The 2,205-nt window shown below is 65.1% G+C and carries 5 protein-coding genes; 1 reads left to right on the top strand and 4 read right to left on the bottom strand.

The features are described from left to right. Positions 1-180: 180 nt before the first annotated feature. Positions 181-417 (top strand): hypothetical protein, encoded by a 237-nt coding sequence (locus AAGA68_27445; GenBank protein ID MEM9388806.1) that lies wholly within the window; start codon positions 181-183, stop codon positions 415-417. An 18-nt stretch (positions 418-435) separates the two neighbouring features. Here the strand turns inward: AAGA68_27445 and AAGA68_27440 are convergent, their stop codons facing one another. The 4 genes from AAGA68_27440 to AAGA68_27425 all read right to left on the bottom strand — a co-directional run. After that, complete coding sequence (locus tag AAGA68_27440; GenBank protein ID MEM9388805.1) at positions 436-855, bottom strand: 3TM-type holin; 420 nt, start codon at positions 853-855, stop codon at positions 436-438. Then, positions 855-1,655 carry an alpha/beta family hydrolase gene (locus tag AAGA68_27435; GenBank protein MEM9388804.1) on the bottom strand — a complete coding sequence of 267 codons (801 nt, stop codon included), beginning with the start codon at positions 1,653-1,655 and terminating at the stop codon, positions 855-857. Before AAGA68_27435 ends, AAGA68_27440 begins: the two co-directional genes overlap by 1 nt. Then, entirely contained in the window at positions 1,655-1,948 is a 294-nt protein-coding gene (locus tag AAGA68_27430) for a hypothetical protein (protein ID MEM9388803.1), read from the bottom strand. The genes AAGA68_27435 and AAGA68_27430 overlap by 1 nt, the downstream gene beginning before the upstream one ends. Positions 1,949-1,957: 9 nt before the next feature. Next, a partial coding sequence (locus AAGA68_27425) for a hypothetical protein (protein ID MEM9388802.1) occupies positions 1,958-2,205 on the bottom strand: 248 nt, incomplete at its 5' end.

The following is a 2,205-nucleotide window of genomic DNA, read 5'->3' as shown; positions in this document are numbered from 1 at the left end:
TCAGGCGAGAGGCTATCGGATCTTGTCGCCTGGCGCCTGCTGCCGGACCTGCCCACGCTCGCGCGTGAGAGCGACGATGACGAGGAATGGCGGCGCGAGTTCTTTGCAGGCCCGCAGAGTTCAGCGTTCGCGCGCGATGGGGGTGGGTGAGGTAGCATCGGCCCTCCCAGGAGGACCGACATGCCCGAGCCAATCGACCCACGCATCCGCCGCTGGCTAGAGCTAGCCGGCAACTACCGCCACCTGATGCGCTACGACCATAGTGGCAGCACGAGCGCCACCGATACCGCGGCAGGCCTGGAGCTGCTGGCGAAGATCTACACGAGGGCCGAGACCAACCAAGACCTCGCGAACACTCTGGCTAGGATCGAGGGGAAGGCTACCGTGACGCGGCTAGACCCTAGGCGGGGACGTTGATCTGAACAACGTACCTTCTTACTTCTTGACGCCCGTGCGCGCGACGCCCATGCGCTTCTCGTAAGTGCGCAGGCCGCCAAGACCCAGCATGCCCAGTAGGATGGTGATCAGCTCGCTGATGTCGAGTTGTGGGGCGGAGCTGAGATCCACCCCAAAGAGGAAGGCCGCCCACTGCGCGATCGGCGCCACAACGAAGTTCCAGGCGAGGCCGCCGCAACAGGTCCAACCCACGGCGGGCCGCCACCCAGCGACGAACCAGGAGCCGTGCTCTGCTTCTTTGGCATTGATCGCGAGCTGCCCCTGTACCAGGCTGGTGATCGCCGCGAGCATGCTCTTCTCGATGTCCTCAGCGGCACGGGCACGTTCGTTCGGATCGGGAATGCGATCGATCAGCGGCTTGATGATTGGGCCGATAGCCGATCGGATTAGATTGATCATCACTTCACCCATTCAAGTCGAGAGAAAACCCTGCTCGGCCGCATGCGCTGCAGCCACCACGCTGCACGCGTGCGCCAAGACCCATCGCAGTAGCGCAGCACGAACGCCGCGCAGAGATCTGCAATCGCCTCAGCTGCCTCGGCGTCGAGCTCACCACGGCCCGTCAGGCCCGCGATCTGGTGATCGATGCCCTCGCCTACCGCCAAACCCCTAGGCTTCGTGCTGCCGCGCTCAAACGGCTCCAGGCGCCAGTCGGCGTCATCACCCGTGCGGTCGCCGGTATCCTCCGTCCCGGTGACGTAGAGCACCGGTGTGGCGATCGTCGACCACGTCTGATCGGTGGTGTTCGTACCCTCGTCCCGCCCCTGCGGGCTCCAGACCACCGCGCACTGGCTGCCCAGGTAGCCCATGAGGTTGCGGCCGTCGTCTGTGATGTAAGTCGCCGCGGACTGCTGCAGCGCCATCTGCGCGCCCCACGAGTGGCCGCCGACGGCAAACGGCAGCCTGGCTATCTTGAGGCCAAGGTACTCAGGCGATCGCTCGACGATTTCCTCGAAGTCCTCAATGCGCTGTGGCCAGTTGATGCGATCGCGTTCGGACGGGTCGTTCTCACGGCTATCTGCGAAGTTGCAGCGCACGAACGCTATCCCGCGGGCGGTCATCGCATCGGCCAGGGGTTGGTAGCTTTCCTCGTCACCGCCGCGGCCAGCCGCCCAGCTCAGGACGCAGCGCGGCTGGCCGGTCGGGTAGCTGACGGCGATCTCGGCGACTCGGCCCGAGCGTAGGGCGATGGTGTTCACTATGAGCCCTCCATGCCGGCCACCTTCTCTCGAAGGTCGCCGATCTGTTGCCGTTGACTTCGCAACTCCTCCTCGATGCGTGTGAGCGCGCGCTGCATCTCCTCAAGGCGTGCGTCCTGCGCGAGAAGGCGAGCGTTGGCCTCCGCAAGTTCATCCCGCACTTCGTTACCCCCATCCTGCTGTGGGTGTGATGTCAGGTAGCTGCCGCCGTACCCGCCCGCACCGAGGGCGGCGACTACGGCGAGCACCGGGCCCCAGTAGCCGGGTAGCTTGACAGTGGGTTGCGATGTCATGAACTGCTCCTATTCAGGGTTAGTGGGGCCGCCACTGCCGTGCCCGCCTACCACCGTCGTCGACTTCGTCGCCTGGGTGCGATCCACGTCTGTGAACGTGCATGTGACGTTGCCACTGTTCTCGCCAGGCGCGCCGCGCCGCGACTGGACCGTGACCGTGTCCGTGCTGGTGCCACCGATAAACCGGAAGTCGGCGAGATCTAGCGACCAGGAGTAGCCGAAGGGACCGGAGCCGTTCACGTTGTTCGCGGTGATGC

The organism is Pseudomonadota bacterium (assembly GCA_039193195.1).
GTDB lineage: Bacteria > Pseudomonadota > Gammaproteobacteria > Steroidobacterales > JBCBZW01 > JBCBZW01.
Note: the sequence above shows the minus strand (reverse complement) of the source record. Positions and strands in the feature narration are given on the sequence as shown.